Raw genomic sequence first — 22,096 nt, 5'->3', positions numbered from 1 at the left:
GTTGGACGTGGAAGACATCTGGTTGATGGTGCTGAGCACCTTGGCGTCCGCCATCCGGCTGGCCTGCCCCCTGGTGCTGGCGGCCATGGGCGGCATCCTGGCCGAGCGCTCGGGCATCGTGGACATCGGGCTGGAGGGGAAGATGCTGGCCGGCGCCTTTGCCGCGGCCACCACCGCCTCGCTGCTGGGTTCACCTTGGCTGGGCCTGCTGGGCGGCATGGCCGCGGGGGTCTTCTTCTCGATGCTGCATGGCGTGGCGACCATCCGCTACCGCGGCGATCAGGTTGTCTCGGGCATGGCCCTGAATTTCTTTGCGCTGGGCCTGACCATGGTGCTGGGGCAGGCCTGGTTCGAGCAAGGTGGCCAGACACCGGCGCTCGACGCCGCACAGCGCTTCACGCCCATCAACTTGCCGGGCGCAGAGACCTGGGCACGCCAGATCCCGGTGCTGGGCGACTTCTACCGCATCGTGCTGTCGGGACACTCCATACTGGTCTATGCCGCTTTCGCCATGCCGGCACTGCTGGCCTTCATGCTGGGGCATACGCGCTTCGGCCTGCGCCTGCGGGCAGCCGGGGAAGAGCCCAACGCAGTCGACACGGCAGGTGTATCCGTGGCAGGCGTGCGCACGCTGGCCCTCACCGCCACCGGCATGCTCTGCGGTGCGGCGGGCGCCTATATCTCCACCGCGCAGAACGCGGCCTTCAGCCGCGACATGACGGCCGGCAGCGGCTACATCGCGCTGGCCGCCGTCATCTTCGGCAAATGGCGCCCGTTGCCGGTACTGGGCGCCTGCCTGCTGTTCGGCCTGCTGACCGCACTCGAGGCCCGCCTGCAAGGCCAATCACTCCCGGGTTTGGGTACGATCCCGCCCCAGGTCTTCCAGGTCCTGCCCTATGTGCTGACCGTGGTGCTGCTCGCCGGCTTCATCGGCAAGGCAACACCACCCAAAGCGCTGGGCCGCCCCTACGTCAAAGAGCGCTGACTGCCAGCGCGACCTCACCCTATCCCAATCAGAACGAGACACTGCTCTTCACCATGGCGATCATCAACATCGGCTCCATCAACGTCGACCACAGCTACCGAGTCGAGCGCTTCATGCAGCCGGGCGAGACACTGACCTGCCGGCACTACGCGCGCGGCCTGGGCGGCAAGGGCATGAACCAGTCCATCGCCCTGCTCCGCGCCAATGCCGAGGTCTGCCACCTGGGCGCCGTCGGCCCGGGTGATGCCTGGGTGCAGGGGGCCATCGCAGACACCGGCATCGCGCTGAACGACCTGGTGATCTCCAGCTCGCTGGAGACCGGGCACGCCATCATCGAGGTCGATGCGGCTGGAGAAAACTGCATCCTGCTCTACCCCGGCGCCAACCACGCCCTCACCGCCGCCCACGTCAGCGCCGCCCTGGCGCGGCACCCCCACCACCGCTGGGTGCTGACCCAGAACGAAACCAGCGTGGTGGCCGACGCAATCGAGCTGGCCTACGCCGCAGGCCGCAAGGTGGCCTTCAACCCCGCGCCGTGCGACCCTTCCCTGGCCAAACTACCGCTGGAGCGCCTGGCCTTGCTCCTGGTCAATGAGGTCGAAGCCCGCCAGCTCAGTGGCTGCACTGGCATCGCGGAGGCATTTACCGCCCTGCGGCTGCGCTGCCCCCAAACACTGGTGGTGATGACACTCGGGGCCGATGGGCTGTGGGCGGCCCTTGGCGACCAGGAATGGCGCCTGCCGGCCCCGGCGACCAATGTGGTGGACACCACAGGTGCCGGCGACACAGTCACCGGCTACCTGCTCGCCGGGCTCGACGGCGGCATGGACACGCAGGCAGCGCTGGAGTTTGCGCTCCAGGCCGCGGCGATCACGGTATCTCGGCATGGCGCGTCGGCCTCGATACCGCACCGCCACGAGGTGCCCCTGCAACGCACAGAACAGATTTCCCTATGACAAGCATGAACATGACAAAGCACTCTCTCATCATCGATACCGATCCCGGCGTGGACGACGCGCTGGCCCTGCTGGTGGCCGCCTACAGCCCCGAGATCGAACTCGTCGGCCTGACCACCATCTTCGGCAACGTCAGCGTCGAGCAGGCCACCAAGAACGCCGGCTACCTGGTGTCGCTGATGCCCAAGCCGGTCCCTGTGGCCAAGGGCGCGAGCACGCCCCTGGTGCAGCCGCTGCACCCCTATCCAGACTTCGTGCACGGCCACAACGGCTTTGGTGACATCCCGCTGGAATACCCGGCCGATTTCGCCCCCATCGACCAGACCGCCGCGCAATTCATCGTCGACCAGATCAACGCACGTCCCGGTGAAATCACCCTCGTGCCGCTGGGCCCGCTCACCAACATCGCCCTGGCGCTGCACCTGTGCCCCGACATCGTGCACAAGGTCAAGCAAGTGGTGCTGATGGGCGGCGCCATCCACCGTGGCGGCAACGTGTCGCCAGCGGCGGAAGCCAACATCTGGAACGACCCGCATGCAGCCCAGGTCGTGTTCAGCGCCGCATGGCCCATCGTCATGGTCGGCCTGGACGTCACGCACCAGACCATCATGCCGGAGGCACGCATGCAGGCATTGCGCAGCGTCTCGCCCAAGGTCGGCAACTTCGTCGCTGACATCACGGCTTTCTACGCCAACTTCTATCGCAACACCGCCGGCTTCGATGGCTTCTCGGTGCACGACCCGGCCACCGTGGTGCAGATCCTGCACCCCGAACTGTTCGGCACCAAGCGCGGGCAGGTCGAGGTCGTGACCGAGGGCATTGCCGCCGGCAAGACCCTGTTCGGCCCCGCTGGCTTCCCCTATGCGGAACCCGGCTGGGGCAAGCGCGAAAACGTCGAGGTCTGCCTGAGCGTGGACGGCCCAGCCGTCCTGCAGGTGATCGAGGACGCGCTCCGCACCGCCCCCTGACCAACCCATAGCCGCACACCCCCTGCCATGGCACACGCACTACCCATTGCCAGCGTTGATCTGAACGACTACCGCAGCTCCGATCCACAGCGCAAGCAGCGCTTCGTGCAAGAGCTGGGCGATTCTTTCTCCAGCATCGGCTTTGCGGCCGTCACCGGGCACGACCTGGACGACAACCTGCAGAGCCGTCTGTTCAGCGAGGTCCAAGGTTTCTTCGCGCTGCAGGAAGACACCAAGCGCCGCTACGAAATCCCAGGCATCAAGGGGCAGCGCGGCTATAGCGCCTACGGCGCCGAAAAGGCGCGCAGCGAGAAAGTCGCGGACATGAAGGAGTTCTGGCAGCACGGCCAGACCCATGCCGAAGGCGATCCGCTGCAAGGGCAGGACCATGCCAATGTGGACGTGGCAGAGCGCCCGGACTTCACCCCGGTTTTGTGCAGCACCTACGCTGCACTGGAATCCACCGGGCGCGACCTGCTGCGCGCCATCGCCCTCTACCTGGACCTGCCCGAGCACTTCTTTGATGCACGCATCCAGGGTGGGCTCAGCATCCTGCGTGGCATCCACTACCCGCCGATCACGGTGGAACCACAGAGTGCCGTGCGCGCGGCGGCACACGAGGACATCAACCTCATCACGCTGCTGATGGGCGCCTCGGCCGAAGGCCTGGAGGTACGCACCAATGATGGCCGTTGGCTCCCCATCATGGCGCCTCCGGGCTACGTCACGCTCAATGTCGGTGACATGCTGCAGCGCCTGACCAACAAGCGCCTGGTCTCGACCACGCACCGTGTGGTGAACCCGCCGCGCGAGCGCTGGGGCCAGTCGCGCTATTCCGTGCCCTTCTTCCTGCACCCGCGCCCGGAAATGGACCTGAGCTGCCTGCCGAGTTGCGTCGATGCGACGCACCCCAAGCAGTTCACCGACACCACGGCACACGACTATCTGCAGGAACGCCTGCGGGAAATCCGGGCCTCCAAGGCCTCCTAGCCAAGCCGCCGCCTAGACGTCTGCCGCTCGTACGCGCGGCAGGCGCAGCGCTGCGCGCGTGCCTGCGGAAATGCGCCGCGCGCCCAGCCGCAGTCCACGGCGAGACACCGCTCCAACGCTCTGGCATGAAATCTGCGTAAAGCAATGCAAACGTTGTCGTAAGCGTTTTCATGCACATGTAATAAGCATCTCGCACCATTTACGTTTAACCGCCCGGTAGTCCCATGCTCCATTTCGACGAAACCCCTTCCCGCAAGGCCCACATCGAAATCATTCCGATGATCGACGTGATGATGTTCCTGCTGGTCTTCTTCGTGCTGATCAGCACCAATGTGATACCGGCCTTCGGCATCAAGACCAAGCTGCCGGACAGCAGCACCGCACAGTCCGCAGCAGCCAGCAAGCCGCCCGTGGTCGTGACGCTGCAGGAAGACGGTTCGGTGGCCCTCAACGGCGACCGCCTGGCATCGACGGAACTGCCCCAGCGCATCAACGCCATGCACCGCAAGGACCCAGAGGCGCGCTACCTGGTCAACGCCGACCAGGCCGTGAAATGGAACGAAGTGGTTTCGGTGATGGACGCCCTGCGCTCGCAAGGCATAGAGGCCATCACCTTTGCAACCAAGAAGGTTGGCGGCTGATGTCCTGGTTGTATCGCCACCGCGACGCCGTGGCCCGCTCGGCCACCCTCGCACTCACTGCGCTGGGCGGGCTGGCCTGGTACTTCACGCCGCATGCGACGCCGGTGCACAAGGAAGCCCCGCGCGAGATCGCGATCCGCATGGAGACGCCGCCCGAGCCCGCACCTCCACCACCGCCGCCGCCCCCGCCACCACCAGCAGCTCCACCACCGCCGCCCATTGCCAAAGCGCCCCCGCCGCCGCGCGCACAACCCGCCCCGGCACCTGCTCCTGCGCCCGCGCAAACGTTTGCACAAGCGGAGCCAGCCCCGGCAACCCCACCGGCGCCGCCCGCGCCGCCGCAGCCACCGGCACCCGTGCCTCCGCCGCCAGCGCCTCCGGCCCCGCCCGCACCGCCACCGGCAGCACGGGCAGCGCCTTCGCAGTCGGCCGAAGCCAGCTACCTCGGGCAGCTACGCGGCTACCTGCATGAGATCAAGCGCTACCCCAGCAGCCGCGAGGCGCGCCAGACGCGCCCCGTGGGCACGGTCGGCGTGTGGATCGAACTCGACCGCGGCGGCAAGCTGGTCACGGCAGGCGTCGACTCCAGCTCGGGTTCCATGATCCTGGACCAGGAGGCGCTGCGCACCGTGCGCACCGGCACCTACCAGCCCTTCCCGGCCGACACCTACCCGGGACAAAACACCCACCGCTTCGTCATGCAGCTCGAGTACCAGCTGTCGAGCGGCGGCTGAACGCCATTTCTTTCTCACCGTTTCCCCCTCCCCACTCCTTCGACCGCAACGCACGAGAGGCTACCCATGAGCAGCAACGTATTCCGGCTTCACCCCCTGGCCCTGGCCGCCCTGTTGGCCGGCATGGCGACAGTCACACACGCACAAACCTCGTCCTCCCCCAGCCAGGTAGGCACCATCACGGTCACCGGTGAAGGCGACGAGATGGGCACCGGCCTCATGATCGAGGAGGACGTACCCAAGGCCAAGAGCACGGTCACCAAGGCGCAACTGGAGAAGATGCGCGCCACCAGCAACCCGTTCCAGGCGCTGAGCCTGCTGCCTGGCGTGAATGCCGCCAGCACCGACGCCACCGGCCTGTTCGGCGGCAACCTGCGCGTGCGCGGCTTCAACAGCGACCAGATGGGCTTCACCATCGACGGCGCGCCGGTCAATGACTCGGGCAGCTTCGCGGTCTATCCGCAGGAATACACCGACAGCGAAAACCTGTGCGAGATGTTCGTCACGCAGGGTGCCACCGACAACGAAGCCCCGCACGTGGGCGCCTCTGGTGGCAACGTCGGCCTGGTCACCTGCGGCCCGCAAGACGAGCGCCGCATTCGCCTGGCACAGACCATTGGCCAGAACAACCTGCGCCGCAGCTTCATCCGCTACGACACCGGCAAGATTGGCGATTTCAGCGCCTTCATTTCCTATTCCAAGACCAAGGCCGACAAGTGGACCGGCACTGGTGGCGCCGACCGTGACCACATCGACTTCAAGGCCAACTACAGGATTGCCGGCGTGGACCTGTCGGCCGGCCTGCTCTACAACAACGCACTCAACAACAACTACCGCAGCGTCACCCTGGCGCAGGCAGCCTCGCTGGGCTACGGCACCGATTTCAGCAAGGTAGTGCCCCTGCACCTGACGCCGGTCAACGGCACTGCGCAAGTAGAGCCATCGAACTACGCCGACAACGCGGCCTACTACGGCTACGCGCTCAACCCGTTCAAGAACTACCTGGCCACGTTCAAGGCCAGCACCCAGCTCACGCCCAATACCCGCCTGGATATCGACCCCTACTTCTGGTATGGCTACGGCACCGGCGGCGTGCAGCAAACCACCCTGCGCGAAGGCACTGGCACCACGGCTCTGGGCGGCGGCATCACCGACCTCAATGGCGACGGCGACCGGCTCGACACCATCCGCGTCTACCGCGGCAGCCTGACGCAAACCTACCGCCCAGGCGTGACCGCCAAGGTCACCCACGTCATCGACAACCACAAGATCATGGGCGGCTTCTGGTTCGAGCGCGCGCGCCACATCCAGACCCAACCTGCATCGCTGATCGGCAACGATGGCAACGTAGCCAGCGTCTGGCTCGACAACGACGCCTCGCTCGTGCACCTGGCCAATGGCCAGCTCTACCAGGGTCGCAACCAGATCACGGTCAGCACCGGCAAGAGCGTGTTCCTGCAGGACACCATCGACCTGATGAACAGCCGCCTGCAGATCACGCCAGCCTTCAGCTACCGCCAGATCGAACGCGACTACAACAACTTCTCCAATGCCGGGAGCGGCCAGGGCATCGACTACAACATCGTCAAGAAGAGCAGCAAGCCGCTGCCTTCGCTGGGCATCAACTACAAGATCAACGACCGCACAAGCAGCTTTGCCAACATCTCGCGCAACATGAAGGTGCCCGGCAACTTCGTGTTCCAAGGTGGCCCGGCCGTAGCCAACGTAATCAGCAACCTGATCAAGCCGGAAATCTCGACCAACTACGAGATCGGTGCCCGCTACCGCGGTACGAACTTCAACTCCTCGCTGACGGCCTTCTATGTCGACTTCAGGGACCGCCTGGCCAGCAGCTACAGCCAGGAAACCAATTCGACGACCAACTACAACGTCGGCAAGTCGACCATCAAGGGCCTGGAGTTCGAGCTTGGCACCGTGCCGGTGAAGGGCTACAGCGCCTATAGCTCGCTGTCCTATACCCAGAGCACCATCAACCAGGACATGCGCACCGGCATCAACACCTATGCCCCCACCGATGGCAAGCAGTTCCCGGATACGCCCAAGCTGATGGGTGCACTGTCGCTGCAATATGCAGAAGGCCCCTTCATGGCCAACGTGGCAGCCAAGTACACCGGCGCGCGCTACCTCACGCTAGTCAACGACGTGAAGATCGGCGGCTACACCACCGTGGACCTGAACCTGGCCTACCGCATGCCCAGCACCACGTGGCTCAAGAACCCCACAGTGCGCTTCAACGTCTCCAACCTGTTCGACAAGAAGTACTACCTGGCCAACGCTGGCAGCGGCTCCAACATCGGCGTGACCTCCGCAGACAACCCCAACGTCTACTTCGGTGCACCGCGCTTCTCCAGCATCTCCCTGCAAGCGGACTTCTGATCGCCGGCCTTTTTTCTCCAGAGATTCCATGAACTTCAATTTCATTCACGACATCGTGCTGTGGGCGATGGCCGTGCTGCTGACCGCAGCAGTGGCCGTCATCATCGAGCGCGGCATTTACTTCAACTATGTCGAGCGCTCCCGCAAACGCCTGCTGGGCCTGCTCAGCAAGGGCGACACCGTCGCACTCGACAAGGAGCTGCAAGAGAACGAAGCCCCGCATGCCCGCATGCTCAATGGCGTGCGCCTGATCAAGGGCGCCAGCAGCGAGAACATCGAGATGAAGGTGCAGGCGCTCTACCTGAAGCAGCAGCCGCTGTTGCGGCGCATGCTGTGGCTGGTGGACACCACCATCACGCTGTCGCCGCTGCTGGGCCTGCTTGGCACCATCCTGGGCATCATCGACACGTTCACGGCGCTGGCCGCCGCGGGCACGTCTGATCCCCAGGCGGTCAGCCGCGGCATCGGTACGGCGCTGATCGCCACCGGCGCCGGCATCGGCATTGCGGTGATCGGCCTGGTGTTCAACAACTGGTTCAACGAGCGCGTCGAGCGTATCAACGAACAATTGAAGGTCATCGCGCTCGAGAACGCTGACTCAGGCAAGGCCTGAACCCAGGGCTCCAAGGACACACGCCATGGGATTGCCAGATCTTGGTTCCTTGAAAGAGCGCCCGGCCCTGCCGGCGCGCCGGGCCGCGCTGTTCGCCGCGCGCGACGCCATGGCAACGGCAGCCATCGCCGCAGCCGCCTCGCCCGCCCTGGCGCTGCCTGCGGCCCAGGCCAAGCGCCCGGCCCTGAACGTGGTGCACGGCTTTTGCGACCAACAGAGCATGTCGCTGTGGTTGCAGGCCCGCTCTTCGCAGACCTTCGACGTGGTGTGCACGCCGCAGACCGGCGGCGCGCCGGTGCAGCGCCTGCGCGTGCAACCCGACCCGCGCGAGGACTACGCCACCACGCTGCGCCTGGCCGGCCTGGAGCCCGGCACGGCCTACCGCTACACCGTGCGCAGCGCACAAGCCGGCCAATCCACCGTGCTGGCACAGGGCGAATTCCGCACCCAGCCCCTGTGGCAGTGGCGCGGCGACCCGCCAACGGTGCGCATCGCCACCGGCTCCTGCGCCTACCTGAACGACGGCCGCTTCGACCGCCCGGGCACGCCCTATGGGGCTGGCGAGGAAATCTTCGACTGCATCGCGGCCGAGCGCGCCGACCTGATGCTCTGGCTGGGCGACAACATCTACCTGCGCGAGCCCGAATGGACCAGCCTGGAAGGCATCAACCAGCGCTACCGCTTCTACCGCGAGCACCCGGCCCTGCGCAAGCTGTGGCAGGCCAGCCCGCACGTGGCGATCTGGGACGACCATGACTTCGGGCCCAACGACAGCAACGCCACCTTCGTCAACCGCGGCTGGACCCGCGCCATGTTCGACCGCTACTGGCCCACGCCCTTCGCCCCGCAGCAAGACGGCACCTACGGCATGGTCAGCGTGGGCGACATCGACATCTTCATGCTCGACGACCGCAGCAGCCGCGCCCCCGACACCTGGCCCGAGGACGACCCGGACAAGACCATGTTCGGCCCCACCCAGATGCGCTGGCTGCAGGGCGCCCTGCTGTCATCGCGCGCGCGCTTCAAGCTCGTGGCCGGTGGCAGCCAGTTCTGGAACAAGACCAGCCGCTTCGACTGCCTGACCCACTACCCGGCCGAGGAAGCCCGCCTGCGCAACTGGCTGGAGGCGCGCAAGATTCCCGGCGTGGTGTTTTTGAGCGGCGACCGCCACTTCGCACAACTGCTGCGCATCGAGCGGCCCGGCCTGTACCCGCTGTACGAGTTGACGACTTCGGCACTGACCTCCAGCCCGCCAGCCAAGATCGACCAGGCCGAGCTCGACAACCCGGACCTCGCGCCCGGCACGCTCTACCCGCAGCGCAACTACGCCGTCATCACCGCCAGCGGGCCGGCCAAGGCACGTGAACTGCGCATAGAGCTGAAGAGCAATACCGGCGCCCTGGTCTGGGAATGGAAGGCCAGCGCGGCAGAACTGGCCGCGCCCCAGGCGGCCTGAGGCGGGCCGGCCTGCGCCTGGAAAATATTAGCCAAATATGCCTTTAGCCCAGGCGCAGCCTGGGCTAATAGCTATCTATTTAATAGCTACAGCGGACACCTCTTCTTAGTGGCCGTCGAAGTCCAGCAAGGTAAAGAGCTGCAGCCCGCTGTCGCGCAAGCGCTGCGAGCCGCCCAGCTCCGGCAGGTCGATGATGGCCGCGCCCTCGGTCACCGTGGCGCCCAGGCGCTCCAGCAGCTTCTTGCCGGCCATCATGGTGCCGCCGGTGGCAATCAGGTCATCCACCAACAGCACGCGGTCACCGGGCTTGACCGCATCGGCATGCAGCTCGACCGTGGCGCTGCCGTATTCCAGCTCGTAGGTTTCTTCCACCGTGGTGAAGGGCAGCTTGCCCTTCTTGCGGATCGGCACAAAGCCCACGCCCAGCTCGTAGGCGATCACCGCGCCCAGGATGAAGCCGCGCGCGTCCAGCCCGGCCACCACGTCGGGCCGCATGGCGCGGTCCATGTAGCGGTGCAGAAAGGCATCGATCAGCACCCGGAACACCTTCGGGTCCTGCAGCAGCGGCGTGATGTCGCGAAACTGCACGCCCGGCGCCGGCCAGTCGGGCACGGTGCGAATGTGGCGGCGAAGGTAGTCTCGGATGTTGCTATGGGGCATGGTGGTCGTCTCTAGTGTCGCGTCAAGTGTGATGTGACGGGAGTGCGCGAAGCCATCGGCGTGCAGCGCAAGGCGTAGGCCGCAGCCCAGGCTGAAGCCTGGGCAAGGACTGCAACGCGGCGATGCGCGGTGAGGGCAAGTGCACGCCGGCAGATCATGCTTGACGCGACACTAGGGATAGAAGGCCAGCAGGCTATAGCCCGCCACACGGGCGCCGCCCGGAAGCTCTTGCAGTTGCACCGGCAGCACCCCGCTCCAGACGCCGCGCGTCGGCAGCACGGTGGGCGCGCGCAACTCTTCTGGCATCAGCACGCGCCGCACCAGCGGCTGGCCATCAGCGTCAGACAGCGTCAGCTCCAGCGCCGGCATGGCCAGCGGCGTGTGGGCCGTGTTGCGCAGGTCAAGGCTGAACTGGTAGAGATCGCCGCGCGTCTTGTTGAAGGCCGAGCCCTCGATCACCACCGCGTCGATCTGCCGGCGCGGCCCCACGGAGCAGGACAGCGGCGCGCACAACGCCGCCAGCGCCGGGCGCAGCGAGGGCGCCATGGCGGCAATGCGGTCGCGCTCCTGCAGGCCGGCCTGCAGCAACAGCAGCAGGAGCAGGCCCGCGCACACCAGCAGCGACGCCACCACCACCGCCGGCCGGCGCCAGAAGGCGCGCCGCTCGGCATCGCGCACGAAACCGAGTTGCTGCAGTACCGCGTCTTCGTCCTCGTCCGGCTCGGCCGCCTCTTCCGCCGTGCCCGCCAGCGGCGCTGTCGGCACGGCAAAGGCCGGCTCGTACAGCATGCTCTGCGGCATGTCGGTATCGGCGGTCTGCAGCAGCAGCGCCGAGGGCACGTCCTCGCTCAGCACCGGCACCGGTGGCGCGGCGCTTTCGTCTTCAGGCACGGGGGCTGGTTCGGACGCCTGCGGTTCGTCGGGAATCTCGTCCAGTGCCGCATCGTCTTCAACCGGCGCGCCGGTAGCCGTACGGCGCAACAGCGTGTTGGCGACCGACCGGCGCACCCAGACCGCAGGTGGTTCGGCTTGCGGTACAGGTGGGGGCGATGGCGGCGGCGCGTCGGCCTCGGCGGCGGGTGCCGGGTCTTCTGCGGTGCCCTGGTCGAAGCCCGCATCAGCATCGATGTAAGAGCCGTCTGCCGCCGCCTGGGCCACTTCCTCGCGCGACTGCAGATGGCGCGAGGCATCGAAGATGTCGGTGCAGTGGCCGCAACGCACCCAGCCCTCAGAGATCCTGAGCTGGTCGGGCACGATCTTGAACATCGTGCCGCAAGCCGGGCAGCGTGTGATGAGGCTCATGCGCGGGCCATTGTAGGGACGGCCTAGCCGGCCAGGCTCATGCCGGGGCCCGGCGCGCCGTCATCAGGATCCAGCCGTCCTCGGTGTCGGCCACTTCCAGCGCCAGGTAAGGCGCATAGGCCTCCTGCAGCTCTTCGGCCTGGCGCGCCAGGATGCCGGCCAGCACCAGCGCGCCACCTGGCGCGACATAGGCGCACAGCAGCGGCGCCAGCACCTTGAGCGGCGTCGCCAGGATGTTGGCCAGCACCGTGTCATAGACACCGCGCGCCTGGTCGGGCAGGCCAGCCTGCAGGGCGGCGGCATTGGCCGTGGCGTTCTGCAGGGTGGACTGCACCGCAGCGTCGTCGATATCGACGGCGTCGATCTCTGCCGCGCCGTACTTGGCCGCACCAATGGCCAGGATGCCCGAGCCACAGCCGTAATCCAGCACGCGGCCCAGCGGCGCGGGCTGCCGCGCAATCCAGCGCAGGCACATGCGCGTGGTCGGGTGCGTGCCGGTGCCAAAGGCCAGGCCCGGGTCCAGGCGGATCACGTGCACCGCCTGCGCCGGCGGCTCGTGCCAGGTCGGCACGATCCAGAAATCTGGCGTGATCTCGACCGGCGCGAACTGCGACTGCGTCAGGCGCACCCAGTCCTGCTCGGGCACCTCGGCCACGTCCAGCACCTGGCAGTCGGCAAAGAAGTCCTGCGCCGACAGCAGTGCCGCAGCCTCGCGCGCAGCGGCCTCGGCCGGGAACAGCGCCAGCACCCGCGAGCGCTGCCAGCCATCCTTGGGCGGCGGCATGCCGGGCTCGCCGAACAAGGCCTGCTCGGCATCGGTCTGGGCGTCGGCGTCCTCGACGCTGACGGACAAGGCATCGAGCGCATCCAGCGCATCGCTGATCGACTCGATGCGTTCCTCGGGCGCCAACAGGCGTAGTTCAAACATAGATCTCTATTTCCACCGCGCCATGGCGCATCCCAATCCCAAGAACACCGCAGAACCGGCTTTGCCGGGCCGCAGGTGTTGCCCCCGGTAGGGGGTTGGCGGCTACGCGAAGCGAGCAAGCCTGGGGGCGAGCTTTACCTTTTGTGTTGCGCCAGCCACTCTTCCAGGTAGTGAATATTGGTGCCACCTTCCTGGAAGCGCGCGTCCACCATCAGCTCGCGGTGCAGCGGGATGTTGGTGTTGATGCCTTCGATCACCGTCTCCAGCAGCGCCGTGCGCATGCGGCCCAGCGCCTGCTCGCGGGTATCGCCGTGCACGATGATCTTGCCGATCATCGAGTCGTAGTTCGGCGGCACGAAGTAGTTGGTGTAGGCATGCGAATCCACCCGCACGCCGGGGCCGCCCGGCGGGTGCCAGGTGGTGATGCGGCCAGGCGAAGGCGTGAACTTGTAGGCGTCTTCGGCGTTGACGCGGCATTCGATGGCGTGGCCGCGCAGTTGCACCTGGCGCTGCGTAAAAGGCAGCTTCTCGCCAGCGGCGACCAGGATCTGCGTCTTCACGATGTCGATGCCGGTGATCAGCTCGGTCACCGGATGCTCCACCTGCACGCGGGTGTTCATCTCGATGAAGTAGAACTCGCCGTCTTCGTAGAGGAACTCGAAGGTGCCGGCGCCGCGGTAGCCAATCTTCTTGCAGGCGGCCACGCAGCGCTCGCCAATGCGCTCGATCAGCTTGCGCGGGATGCCTGGCGCTGGCGCTTCCTCGATCACCTTCTGGTGGCGGCGCTGCATGGAGCAGTCGCGCTCGCCCAGGTAGACGGCGTTCTTGTGCTTGTCGGCGAGGATCTGGATCTCGATGTGGCGCGGGTTCTGGAGGTATTTCTCCATGTACACGGCCGGATTGCCAAAGGCAGCACCGGCCTCGGCCTTGGTCATCTGCACCGCGTTGATCACGGCAGCCTCGGTGTGGACCACGCGCATGCCGCGCCCGCCACCGCCGCCTGCGGCCTTGATGATGACCGGGTAGCCAATGGACTTGGCGATGCGCTTGATCACGACAGGGTCGTCCGGCAGCTCGCCTTCAGAGCCGGGCACGCAGGGCACGCCGGCCTTCATCATCGATTGCTTGGCCGACACCTTGTCGCCCATGATGCGGATCGACTCGGGCGTGGGGCCAATGAACTGGAAGCCGCTCTTCTCCACGCGCTCGGCAAAGTCGGCGTTCTCGCTGAGAAAACCGTAGCCGGGGTGGATGGCTTCGGCGTCGGTCACTTCCGCAGCGGAAATGATGGCTGGCATATTCAGGTACGAGTGCTGCGACGCCGCCGGGCCGATGCACACCGCCTCGTCAGCCAGCTTGACGTACTTGGCGTCGCGGTCGGCCTCGGAGTACACCATGACGGCGGTAACGCCCATTTCGCGGCAGGCGCGCTGGACACGAAGGGCGATTTCGCCACGATTGGCGATAAGAATCTTCTTGAACATGAAGCGTATCCGCCCGGCCTCAAGCGATCACGAACAGCGATTGGCCGTACTCGACGGCCTGTCCGTTCTCGGCCAGGATCTGGACGATCGTGCCGCTCTTGTCGGCCTCGATCTCATTGAGGATCTTCATGGCTTCAATGATGCAGATGGTGTCGCCCTGCTTGACCTGGGAGCCCACTTCCACGAAGGCCTTGGCGCCCGGGCTGGCAGCGTGGTAGAGCGTGCCGACCATGGGCGACTTGACGATGTGGCCAGCCGGCACTTCGGGTGCAGCGGCAACGGCGGGCGCGGCGGCTGCGGCAGGAGCCGCTGCAGCGGCCGGTGCCAGCACCGGTGCCGGGATGAACTGCGGCACCACGGCGCCGCCACCTTTGACAATGCGGACCTTGCCCTCGGCTTCGGTGATTTCCAGTTCCGAGACGTTCGACTCTGATACGAGGTCGATCAAGGTTTTCAGCTTGCGCAGGTCCATGGGGGCTCCGACGGGCACGTGTAAGGTGCGTGTAAAAAACAGAGCGCGAATTTACTCCAATTCGGGCTTAGTTCGAGCTTCTGGACCCAATTTCTCGTAAATCCCAAGGACAAGAACGAGAAAGGAACATGAAACAAAGCGGCCGCAAGGGGCCGCCGTGGGCTCAGGCCCTGGACCAGGAGGCCAGATCGTCGTGGCTGAGCTGGCCCATTTTACGGTGCAGCACCGCCCCATCCTGACCGATAGCAACCGTAAAGGGAAGACCGCCCTGCGTATTGCCCAAAGTCTTGGACAGGTCCGTGCCCTGCAGCCCGGCCATGGCGATGGGGAAGGCCACCGGCGTTTTCTGCAGAAAACGGCGCACCGATGAGGGCTGGTCCACCGCCACGCCCAGCACCTGCCAGGCGGCGCCGGCACGGCCGGCCTGCTCGCGGTGGAAGCTGTCGAGCATGGGCAACTCTTCGACGCAAGGCGGGCACCAGGTGGCCCAGAAGTTGACCAGCAGCGGGCGGCCACGCAGCGCTTGCAGGTCCAGCGGCGCGCCGGCCGGTGTCTCGAAACTTTGCTGCCACAGCGCATCGGCGGTATCGCCAGAAGCAGCGCCAGCAGATGTGGCATAGCGGCGCCAGGACAGCCCCGCGCCCGCCAGCAGCGCCACCACGGCGGCCGAGCCGAGCAGCCAGCGCCGGCTCGAATGCGCCCCCTCCAGAACAACGGGAACAGGGGCGTGGTCAGGTTCAGTCATGCGGAAATGAAAATTCAGTCGTTCGTCAACAAGGCTTGCACGGCGGCGATGTCGCCGCGCGGTGCGCGGCCGCGTGCATCGGGCCGCAGGGCGCCGCGCAAATCATCCAGATCGTAGATCAGCAGGTGTATCCCCACGATCTCGCCCAGTTCACGTGAGCGCACGGCCAGGGTCAGCGCCTCGACCTGTTCGCCGTGCAGGCCGGTCACGGTCTGCGGCTCGTAGTCCACATGGTGGTCGATCAGCGCGATTTCGGCGGACTTGCAGTCGTCACAGAACAATTGCAGGTAGATATCAGAGCGCCGCGTGGCCGTGCCGTGCCACACGGCGCCGCCCAGATAGGGACGGAATTCCGCCATGCGCTGCATCCAGACAAGGGCCAGCGCGCGCAACTTGCGCAGTTCTTCCGGCTGCGTGTCGGAGCAGAAGATCTGGATGTAGCCGTGCACCGCGTCCTCCATTGCCTCGTTGTCAGGCAATGCGCTGCGGGCCGGCAGGCCGAGCAGCTTCAGGGCACGGCGCTTGGCGGCGCCATATTCCAATCCCTCCTCCACCACGAGCCGGGCTGCGGTCGCGGCGATCTCGGCTTTGAGCGTGTCCATGGTGGTCATTCCTTGGTCGACAAGCTTCATTCTCGCCGCAAGCCGGCGCTACAGCACGGCCAACGCAGCAAATGCTCATTTATTTATAGCTGCAAGCCCAGGCAGCGCCTGGACTTCGGGCCTTATTTTTCTAAAACCTAGAATGCCAACCCATGCACATCCACATTCTCGGCATCTGCGGCACCTTCATGGGCGGCCTGGCGGCTTTGGCACGCGAGGCGGGCCACCGCGTCACCGGCTGCGACGCCGGCGTCTACCCGCCCATGAGCGACCAACTGCGCGCACTGGGCATCGATCTGGTCGAAGGTTTTGGTGCCGAGCAACTGGCGCTGGCGCCCGATGTGTTCGTGGTCGGCAACGTGGTGAGCCGGGCGCGCCTGGCCGACGGCACGCCTAAATTCCCGCTGATGGAAGCCATCCTCGACACCGGCGCCCGCTACACCAGCGGCCCGCAGTGGCTGGCCGAAGAGGTGCTGCAGGGCCGCCATGTGCTGGCGGTGGCAGGCACGCATGGCAAGACCACCACCACCTCGATGCTGGCCTGGGTGCTGGAAGCCACTGGGCGCCAGCCGGGTTTCTTGGTGGGCGGCGTGCCACAGAACTTTGGCATTTCTGCCCGGCTCGGGCCGGCTGATGCGCCCTTTGTGATCGAAGCAGACGAGTACGACACCGCCTTCTTCGACAAGCGCAGCAAGTTCGTGCACTACCGGCCGCGCACCGCGATCCTGAACAACCTGGAGTTCGATCACGCCGACATCTTTGATGATCTTGCAGCGATCGAGCGGCAATTCCACCACCTGGTACGCACCGTACCCGCCACCGGCCGCATCGTGGTGAACGCCACCGAAGACAGCCTGCAGCGCGTGCTGCGCCAGGGCTGCTGGAGCGAAGTGCGCAATTTTGGCGCAAAAGACAGCGATTTCAGCGCAGATGGCGAGCCGCACGCATTCGACGTGCTGCGCGCAGGCCAGCGCGTGGGCCGGGTCGAATGGGCGCTCGGCGGCGTGCACAACCAGCACAACGCACTGGCCGCCATCGCCGCGGCCGAGCACCTGGGCGTGGCGCCGGCCGATGTGGCCGCTGCGCTGGCCGGCTTTGCCAACGTCAAGCGCCGCATGGAGGTGCGCGGCACGGCTGGTGGCGTCACCGTCTACGACGACTTTGCCCACCACCCGACCGCCATCCACACCACGCTGGACGGCCTGCGCCGGCGCCTGCCGCAGGGCGAGCGCATCCTGGCGGTGTTCGAGCCGCGCAGCAACACCATGAAGCTGGGCGCCATGGCGGCGCAATTGCCCTGGAGCCTGGAAGCGGCCGATCTGGCTTTCTGCCACGTCGCCGGACTGGACTGGGATGTGGCCGCCGCGCTGGCGCCCATGGGCGCGCGCGCGCAGGTCGCCGGCAATATCGACACGCTGCTGGCCCAGGTGCTGGCCGCAGCGCGCCCCGGCGACCACGTGGTGTGCATGAGCAACGGCGGCTTTGGCGGCGTGCACGCCAGGCTGCTGGCGGCACTCGCTTCAAAATAGATAGCTAGAAACCCAGGATACACCTGGGCTTTAGCCACTTTTCTTCAAAATTCCTTTTTCAGGCCTTGCGCCGCTGGGCCACGGCATCAGCCAGCAGGGCCAGGGTTTCGACCGAGTCGTCCCAGCCGATGCAGGCGTCGGTGATGCTCTTGCCGTATTCCAGCGCGCCGGCATCGTCCTTGCCGGGCGTGAACTTCTGCGCACCGGCCTGCAGGTGGCTTTCCACCATCACGCCGAACACGCTGCGCGAGCCGCCGGCGATCTGCGCGGCGATGTCGGCGGCGACCACCTTCTGGCGCTCGTGCTGCTTGCTGCTGTTGGCATGGCTGCAGTCGACCATCAGCGTGGGCGGCAGGCCGGCCTTTTCCAGGTCGGCGCAGGCCGAGGCGACGCTGGCCGCGTCGTAGTTGGGCGCCTTGCCGCCGCGCAGGATGACGTGGCAGTCCTGGTTGCCCTCGGTCTGCACGATGGCGACCTGGCCGTTCTTGTGCACCGACAGAAAGTGGTGGCCGCGCGCGGCCGCCTGGATGGCGTCGGTGGCGATACGAATGTTGCCGTCGGTGCCGTTCTTGAAGCCGATCGGCGCGCTGATACCCGAGGCCAGTTCGCGGTGCACCTGGCTCTCGGTGGTGCGCGCGCCGATGGCGCCCCAGGCGATCAGGTCGCCGATGTACTGGGGCGAGATCACGTCCAGGAACTCGCTGCCCGCGGGCAGGCCGGCGCGGTTGATGTCGATCAGCAGCTGGCGCGCCATGCGCAGGCCTTCATCGATGCGGTAGCTCTCGTCCAGGTAGGGGTCATTGATCAGGCCCTTCCAGCCGACGGTGGTGCGCGGCTTCTCGAAGTACACGCGCATCACGATCTCCAGCGTGCCGGCGTGCTTGTCGCGCTCGACCTTCAGGCGGCGCGCGTATTCCACGGCGGCGGCCGGATCATGGATGGAGCAGGGCCCGATCACCACCAGCAGCCGGTCGTCGGTGCCGGCCATGATGTTGTGGATGTTGCGGCGGGTGTTGCTGATGAGCGATTCCACCGGCGTTCCCTGGATCGGGAAGAAGCGGATCAGATGTTCTGGAGGCGGGAGCACGGTGATGTCCTTGATGCGTTCGTCGTCGGTTCGGCTGGTTTTGTCGACGTGCGCATACCAAGGCTCGCTGGTCGAGGCCTGGGGCTGGGATACGGCTGCATTCATCGGGAGGCTCCTTCGGAACAATCGTGGGAAAGGCGGGTGGATCGGGGGACTGGGAATGTCGGGGCCAAAAAAAACCGCCGGGCTTTGCAGCTGCGGCGGTTTAGTTCGGGAGGTGTGTCGGGTGCTTACGCGCTCGCCTCTCGTCCGCCTGGGACAGAGAACCAAAAGTAAAAGTAAAAAGCGGCGCGCAGAGACATAAGGTGCGCAATCTAGCACAGATCGGGCGCCGCACGGGAAACCGGCCCTCAGCCAGTGTCGAAGCGGTCCTACGGCGGGCCGGCTGCGACGACGACGCCAGCGCTGGCTATTTTTTTCTAACTTCACCCGCAGTCGCCCAGGAGAAGCCGGAATGCGCCAGCACCGGCGGCGACCATTTCATCCATTCATCCATTGGAGCCGCTATGACCACCACTGCTGCGTACGCCGACGAGCCAACGTCCTGGACCGCCACCGTTTCCTGGGGCGCGGTCTTTGCCGGGCTGGTGCTATCCCTGATCGCCTACCTGGTGCTGTCGGTGCTGGGCGCAGCCATCGGTGCCTCGGCCATCGATCCCATCGGTGACCGCAACCCCTTCAGCAACTTTGGCGTCGGGGCCGGCATCTGGGCCGGCCTCACGACGCTGGTGGCGATTGCCATCGGTGGCTTTGTTGCGGGCTATCTGTCACGCCGCTCAGGCGCGCTGCACGGCCTGCTGGCCTGGGCGCTGACCACGCTCGCCACGGTCTACCTGCTGGTGAGCGCCACCGGCGGCGCACTGAGCCTGGCCGGCAGCGCCGCCAAGACCGGCCTGAACGTGGCCGGGTCGGTGGCCAGCGCCGGCGCGTCTGCCGCCGGGCCGGCCATTGGCGATGCCATCAAGGGCCAGCTGAACCAGGCCGGCATCTCGCTGGATGCGGGCAGCCTGCAGTCGCAGCTGGACACGCTGCTGCGCCAGACCGGCAAGGTCGAGCTGCAGCCCGAGAACCTGAAGTCGCAGGCCCAGGACGCCGTGGACTCGGGCCAGGCCCAGGCCGCCAGCACCGCCGCCAACCCGCAATCCGCCGACACCGACGCCAAGGACTGGCTGAGCGGCGTGCTGCAGCGCGGCAGCAACACGCTGAACGCCGCCGACAAGGACGCACTGGTCAACATCATCGCGGCCCGCACCGGCAAGACGCGCGACGAGGCCCAGCAGATCGCCGACAACTACGAGCAAACCTACAACCAGGCCGCCGCCAAGATCGCCGACGCCAAGGCCCAGGCCGAGCAAACCGCCCGCGAAGCCGGCGCCACGGCGGCCTCGAATGTGGCCAAGGGCTCATGGGGCACGCTGCTGGTGCTGCTGATCAGCGCCATCGTGGCCGCCGGTGCCGGTGCTGCCGGCTTCCGCCGCCAGCATGGAAGGCTGCTGACCTTGCGCAACCCGCTGCCGGACACGGTGTCCACGACGGGCTATACACCGGCTCACGGCTCAAACCTGCGCTGAGCGCACCCCGCACCAGTGAAGCCCGGCACCGCCGGGCTTTTTTCATGGAGATGTCACAGGCGCCCCCTAGATTTCGGCGGTTGCGCCGGCGTATGCCAGCAGCAGCTCCCTCGATCTACCCGACGCCCCCATGCCCGCTCCTACCTTCGCCCGCCGCCCCCTCGTCCTGGCCCTGCTGTCGGCCCTGGCCCTGTCCGCCTGCGGAGGCGGCGACGGTGCACCGGCCGTACCCGCGGCGCCCGCCGGCCTGGGCGCAGTGGACACGGCACCGGTCCCCAGCGGCACCGCCTTCGTCGACACCTACCAGACCAGCGTGAGCGCCAACACCACCGTCAGCAGCAATGCCGGGCTGCGCCTGCTGTCGGACTTCCTGACCCTGTGGACGCCGGGCAGCAGTTGGAACAACGGCACCGCCACCACCATCGGCGCGCCCATCCTCAGCGCCAACATCCAGCAGAACCAGGCCATTGCCGCCAGCCGCACCCAGGCCGAACAAGACGCCGCCTACCTGGACGACCGCCGCAGCCAGAACTACAGCGTGCTGAGCGGCCTGGGCCCGCTGCTGCCGGCCTACCTGGCGGGCTCGGGCGCCACGACCACCATCACCAGCGTGGCGGCCGATGCCACCAGCGTGCTCTACAGCGACGGCGGCAACGGCGCTGGTGACACCGGCTCGTCATTGGGCAACGTGGTCACGCTGATCAACACCTTGCGCGGCAACTACTCGTCCACCACGCCGGGCAAGACCTTCTACCAGTACATGCGCCCGTTCCGCTGGCTGAACGACACCAGCATCGTGATCCCCACGCTGCGCCCGGCCATCAGCGCCACGCCCGCGACCGACGGCGGCTTCCCCAGCGGCCACACCAATGCCGGCTACCTGGCGTCCTTCGCGCTGGCCTACGCCGTGCCGCAGCGCTACCAGGAGATGCTGACGCGCGCCTCGCAGTTGGGCCAGAACCGCATCATTGCCGGCATGCACTCGCCCACCGACGTGATCGGCGGGCGCATGCTCAGCACCGCGCTGGCCGCGGCCATCCTGAACGACAGCGCCAACGCCACGGCCAAGGCCGCCGCCTATGCGCAAGCGCAAAGCTACCTGCAGGCGCAAACCGGCACCGACGCCAACAGCCTGTTCACCTATGCCCACAGCGCCACCACCGCGACCGACGCCTGGGCCGACGCCAGCGCCAACCGCGCGCTCTTCCTGCAGCGGCTGAGCTACGGCTTCCCGGCGATTGCCTCAACCACGGTTGCGCCGGCCGTGCCCAAGGGCGCCGAAGTGCTGCTGGAAACCCGCCTGCCCTACCTCGACGCATCGCAGCGCCGTGTGGTGCTCAAGACGACCGGGCTGACATCAGGTTTCCCGGTGCTGGGCGACAGCGAAGGCTGGGGCCGGTTGAACCTGGTGGCCGCCGCCGACGGCTATGGCGCCTTCAACGGTGATGCCACGGTGGCCATGGACGCGAGCAAGGGCGGCTTCAACGCCAGCGACACCTGGCGCAACAGCATTGCCGGCGCCGGCAAGCTGACCAAGCAGGGCACGGGCACGCTCACGCTGGCCGGCGCCAACAGCTACAGCGGCGGCACCGAGGTGCAGGCCGGCAGCCTGGTGGCGGGCTCTGCCAATGCCTTTGGTAAGGGCGATGTCTATGTGTCGGGCGGCGCGGTGCAGACCGCCTCCAGCACCGCGCTGGCACTGGCCGGCCAGTACACCCAGCTTGCCAACGGCGCGCTGAACCTGGTGCTGGGCAGCAACGGCGGCAGCATGGTGGTGGCGGGCAACGCCTACCTGAACGGCACGCTCAAGGTCAGCTTTGCCAGCGGCTACCAGCCCAGCGCCGGCCAGACCCTCACGGTGCTGAATGCCGGCAGCATCATTGGCGGCTTTGCCTCGGTCCAGGTCGGCGGCAACGTGCCGGCGACCGTGACCTACACCGGCAGCAGCGTGCAACTGCGCTTCGGCGCCTGACAAA

The 22,096-nt window shown here is 66.6% G+C and carries 20 protein-coding genes; 12 read left to right on the top strand and 8 right to left on the bottom strand.

The window, feature by feature from the left end; translation table 11 throughout:
* Window positions 1–7 precede the first annotated feature (7 nt).
* From AAFF27_05885 to AAFF27_05845, 9 genes are all read left to right on the top strand, one after another.
* Window positions 8–985 carry an ABC transporter permease gene (locus tag AAFF27_05885; GenBank protein ID XAH24721.1) on the top strand — a complete coding sequence of 326 codons (978 nt, stop codon included), beginning with the start codon at window positions 8–10 and terminating at the stop codon, window positions 983–985.
* Between the two features lie 53 nt (window positions 986–1,038).
* Complete coding sequence (locus tag AAFF27_05880) at window positions 1,039–1,941, top strand: ribokinase (GenBank protein ID XAH24720.1); 903 nt, start codon at window positions 1,039–1,041, stop codon at window positions 1,939–1,941.
* Between the two features lie 11 nt (window positions 1,942–1,952).
* Window positions 1,953–2,909: a nucleoside hydrolase gene (locus AAFF27_05875; GenBank protein ID XAH24719.1), complete on the top strand. Its 957-nt coding sequence runs from the start codon at window positions 1,953–1,955 to the stop codon at window positions 2,907–2,909.
* Window positions 2,910–2,936: 27 nt separating this feature from the next.
* Window positions 2,937–3,899 (top strand): 2-oxoglutarate and iron-dependent oxygenase domain-containing protein, encoded by a 963-nt coding sequence (locus tag AAFF27_05870; GenBank protein ID XAH24718.1) that lies wholly within the window; start codon window positions 2,937–2,939, stop codon window positions 3,897–3,899.
* A 224-nt stretch (window positions 3,900–4,123) separates the two neighbouring features.
* On the top strand, window positions 4,124–4,540 hold the full coding sequence (locus AAFF27_05865; GenBank protein XAH24717.1) for a biopolymer transporter ExbD: 417 nt from the start codon (window positions 4,124–4,126) through the stop codon (window positions 4,538–4,540).
* Window positions 4,540–5,274: a TonB family protein gene (locus AAFF27_05860; GenBank protein XAH24716.1), complete on the top strand. Its 735-nt coding sequence runs from the start codon at window positions 4,540–4,542 to the stop codon at window positions 5,272–5,274. The genes AAFF27_05865 and AAFF27_05860 overlap by 1 nt, the downstream gene beginning before the upstream one ends.
* A 66-nt stretch (window positions 5,275–5,340) precedes the next feature.
* Complete coding sequence (locus AAFF27_05855) at window positions 5,341–7,671, top strand: TonB-dependent receptor (protein XAH24715.1); 2,331 nt, start codon at window positions 5,341–5,343, stop codon at window positions 7,669–7,671.
* A 28-nt stretch (window positions 7,672–7,699) separates the two neighbouring features.
* Complete coding sequence (locus tag AAFF27_05850) at window positions 7,700–8,284, top strand: MotA/TolQ/ExbB proton channel family protein (GenBank protein XAH24714.1); 585 nt, start codon at window positions 7,700–7,702, stop codon at window positions 8,282–8,284.
* A 25-nt stretch (window positions 8,285–8,309) separates the two neighbouring features.
* Window positions 8,310–9,740, top strand: coding sequence for an alkaline phosphatase D family protein (locus AAFF27_05845; protein XAH24713.1), 1,431 nt, complete (start codon window positions 8,310–8,312; stop codon window positions 9,738–9,740).
* 105 nt (window positions 9,741–9,845) lie between these two features.
* Here AAFF27_05845 and AAFF27_05840 read toward each other — a convergent pair whose 3' ends face one another.
* The 7 genes from AAFF27_05840 to AAFF27_05810 all read right to left on the bottom strand — a co-directional run bounded on the left by AAFF27_05840 (window position 9,846) and on the right by AAFF27_05810 (window position 15,933).
* Entirely contained in the window at window positions 9,846–10,400 is a 555-nt protein-coding gene (locus AAFF27_05840) for an adenine phosphoribosyltransferase (protein XAH24712.1), read from the bottom strand.
* 171 nt (window positions 10,401–10,571) lie between these two features.
* Window positions 10,572–11,702: a DUF3426 domain-containing protein gene (locus AAFF27_05835; GenBank protein XAH24711.1), complete on the bottom strand. Its 1,131-nt coding sequence runs from the start codon at window positions 11,700–11,702 to the stop codon at window positions 10,572–10,574.
* A 37-nt stretch (window positions 11,703–11,739) separates the two neighbouring features.
* A complete protein-coding gene (gene prmA, locus AAFF27_05830; protein XAH24710.1) occupies window positions 11,740–12,630 on the bottom strand; it encodes a 50S ribosomal protein L11 methyltransferase in 891 nt (296 codons plus the stop codon).
* A 134-nt stretch (window positions 12,631–12,764) separates the two neighbouring features.
* Window positions 12,765–14,114 (bottom strand): acetyl-CoA carboxylase biotin carboxylase subunit, encoded by a 1,350-nt coding sequence (gene accC / locus AAFF27_05825; GenBank protein XAH24709.1) that lies wholly within the window; start codon window positions 14,112–14,114, stop codon window positions 12,765–12,767.
* 19 nt (window positions 14,115–14,133) lie between these two features.
* Window positions 14,134–14,586 carry an acetyl-CoA carboxylase biotin carboxyl carrier protein gene (accB, locus tag AAFF27_05820; GenBank protein ID XAH24708.1) on the bottom strand — a complete coding sequence of 151 codons (453 nt, stop codon included), beginning with the start codon at window positions 14,584–14,586 and terminating at the stop codon, window positions 14,134–14,136.
* 163 nt (window positions 14,587–14,749) lie between these two features.
* Window positions 14,750–15,331 (bottom strand): TlpA disulfide reductase family protein, encoded by a 582-nt coding sequence (locus tag AAFF27_05815; GenBank protein ID XAH24707.1) that lies wholly within the window; start codon window positions 15,329–15,331, stop codon window positions 14,750–14,752.
* 14 nt (window positions 15,332–15,345) lie between these two features.
* On the bottom strand, window positions 15,346–15,933 hold the full coding sequence (locus tag AAFF27_05810; GenBank protein ID XAH24706.1) for a hypothetical protein: 588 nt from the start codon (window positions 15,931–15,933) through the stop codon (window positions 15,346–15,348).
* A 152-nt stretch (window positions 15,934–16,085) separates the two neighbouring features.
* On the opposite strand from AAFF27_05810, the gene mpl reads away from it, so the two are divergent.
* Window positions 16,086–17,462, top strand: a complete 1,377-nt coding sequence (mpl, locus tag AAFF27_05805) for a UDP-N-acetylmuramate:L-alanyl-gamma-D-glutamyl-meso-diaminopimelate ligase (GenBank protein ID XAH24705.1) — start codon at window positions 16,086–16,088, stop codon at window positions 17,460–17,462.
* A gap of 58 nt (window positions 17,463–17,520) precedes the next feature.
* Here the strand turns inward: mpl and AAFF27_05800 are convergent, their stop codons facing one another.
* Complete coding sequence (locus AAFF27_05800; protein XAH24704.1) at window positions 17,521–18,654, bottom strand: 3-deoxy-7-phosphoheptulonate synthase; 1,134 nt, start codon at window positions 18,652–18,654, stop codon at window positions 17,521–17,523.
* A gap of 401 nt (window positions 18,655–19,055) precedes the next feature.
* Here AAFF27_05800 and AAFF27_05795 point away from each other — a divergent pair, with 401 nt between their 5' ends.
* Both AAFF27_05795 and AAFF27_05790 read left to right on the top strand, forming a co-directional pair.
* Entirely contained in the window at window positions 19,056–20,120 is a 1,065-nt protein-coding gene (locus AAFF27_05795) for a hypothetical protein (GenBank protein XAH24703.1), read from the top strand.
* A gap of 130 nt (window positions 20,121–20,250) precedes the next feature.
* Window positions 20,251–22,092 (top strand): phosphatase PAP2 family protein, encoded by a 1,842-nt coding sequence (locus AAFF27_05790; protein ID XAH24702.1) that lies wholly within the window; start codon window positions 20,251–20,253, stop codon window positions 22,090–22,092.
* Window positions 22,093–22,096 lie beyond the last annotated feature (4 nt).

Origin of the sequence: Xylophilus sp. GW821-FHT01B05 (assembly GCA_038961845.1) — a bacterium.
Taxonomy (GTDB): Bacteria; Pseudomonadota; Gammaproteobacteria; order Burkholderiales; family Burkholderiaceae_C; genus Xylophilus.
This window is presented reverse-complemented; position numbering and strand designations above follow the sequence as displayed.

Excerpts from the sequence above, each read along its gene's own strand:
- AAFF27_05880 (XAH24720.1), top strand. The coding sequence starts at position 1,039 with ATGGCGATCATCAACATCGGCTCCATCAACGTCGACCACAGCTACCGA.
- AAFF27_05875 (XAH24719.1), top strand. The coding sequence starts at position 1,953 with ATGACAAAGCACTCTCTCATCATCGATACCGATCCCGGCGTGGACGAC.
- AAFF27_05870 (XAH24718.1), top strand. The coding sequence starts at position 2,937 with ATGGCACACGCACTACCCATTGCCAGCGTTGATCTGAACGACTACCGC.
- AAFF27_05865 (XAH24717.1), top strand. The coding sequence starts at position 4,124 with ATGCTCCATTTCGACGAAACCCCTTCCCGCAAGGCCCACATCGAAATC.
- AAFF27_05860 (XAH24716.1), top strand. The coding sequence starts at position 4,540 with ATGTCCTGGTTGTATCGCCACCGCGACGCCGTGGCCCGCTCGGCCACC.
- AAFF27_05855 (XAH24715.1), top strand. The coding sequence starts at position 5,341 with ATGAGCAGCAACGTATTCCGGCTTCACCCCCTGGCCCTGGCCGCCCTG.
- AAFF27_05850 (XAH24714.1), top strand. The coding sequence starts at position 7,700 with ATGAACTTCAATTTCATTCACGACATCGTGCTGTGGGCGATGGCCGTG.
- AAFF27_05845 (XAH24713.1), top strand. The coding sequence starts at position 8,310 with ATGGGATTGCCAGATCTTGGTTCCTTGAAAGAGCGCCCGGCCCTGCCG.
- AAFF27_05840 (XAH24712.1), bottom strand. The coding sequence starts at position 10,400 with ATGCCCCATAGCAACATCCGAGACTACCTTCGCCGCCACATTCGCACC.
- AAFF27_05835 (XAH24711.1), bottom strand. The coding sequence starts at position 11,702 with ATGAGCCTCATCACACGCTGCCCGGCTTGCGGCACGATGTTCAAGATC.
- prmA (XAH24710.1), bottom strand. The coding sequence starts at position 12,630 with ATGTTTGAACTACGCCTGTTGGCGCCCGAGGAACGCATCGAGTCGATC.
- accC (XAH24709.1), bottom strand. The coding sequence starts at position 14,114 with ATGTTCAAGAAGATTCTTATCGCCAATCGTGGCGAAATCGCCCTTCGT.
- accB (XAH24708.1), bottom strand. The coding sequence starts at position 14,586 with ATGGACCTGCGCAAGCTGAAAACCTTGATCGACCTCGTATCAGAGTCG.
- AAFF27_05815 (XAH24707.1), bottom strand. The coding sequence starts at position 15,331 with ATGACTGAACCTGACCACGCCCCTGTTCCCGTTGTTCTGGAGGGGGCG.
- AAFF27_05810 (XAH24706.1), bottom strand. The coding sequence starts at position 15,933 with ATGGACACGCTCAAAGCCGAGATCGCCGCGACCGCAGCCCGGCTCGTG.
- mpl (XAH24705.1), top strand. The coding sequence starts at position 16,086 with ATGCACATCCACATTCTCGGCATCTGCGGCACCTTCATGGGCGGCCTG.
- AAFF27_05800 (XAH24704.1), bottom strand. The coding sequence starts at position 18,654 with ATGAATGCAGCCGTATCCCAGCCCCAGGCCTCGACCAGCGAGCCTTGG.
- AAFF27_05795 (XAH24703.1), top strand. The coding sequence starts at position 19,056 with ATGACCACCACTGCTGCGTACGCCGACGAGCCAACGTCCTGGACCGCC.
- AAFF27_05790 (XAH24702.1), top strand. The coding sequence starts at position 20,251 with ATGCCCGCTCCTACCTTCGCCCGCCGCCCCCTCGTCCTGGCCCTGCTG.